Annotated in this window: 1 pseudogene; it reads left to right on the top strand. The window is 74.1% G+C overall.

Annotation, left to right across the window (positions count from 1 at the left end):
• Window positions 1–247 (top strand): annotated as a pseudogene (locus ACQG3P_RS21520) (hypothetical protein); the annotation flags it as partial.

Raw genomic sequence — 247 nt, 5'->3', positions numbered from 1 at the left:
ACGTCGACCTCGCTCCGGCACCCGGGGCCAGCGAGCATCGGCCTCCTCGACCGCAACGGCCTGCCCAACCAGCAGCGCCTGCAGATCGCGCTCATCGATGCACCGCCGCAGATCCTGTACCCCCCGCCCGCCGCCTACCTCGGCCTCGGGTACTGCTCCCTGCCGTTCCTGGTGCTGCCGCTGGACGCCAACCTGGTGACGCGGGACCACCGCCTGCGGGCGGCGGCCGCCGCCCTCGGTGCCAAGC

This window comes from Stenotrophomonas sp. SrG, from assembly GCF_050031795.1.
Lineage (GTDB): Bacteria > Pseudomonadota > Gammaproteobacteria > Xanthomonadales > Xanthomonadaceae > Stenotrophomonas > Stenotrophomonas rhizophila_A.
Note: the sequence above shows the minus strand (reverse complement) of the source record. Positions and strands in the feature narration are given on the sequence as shown.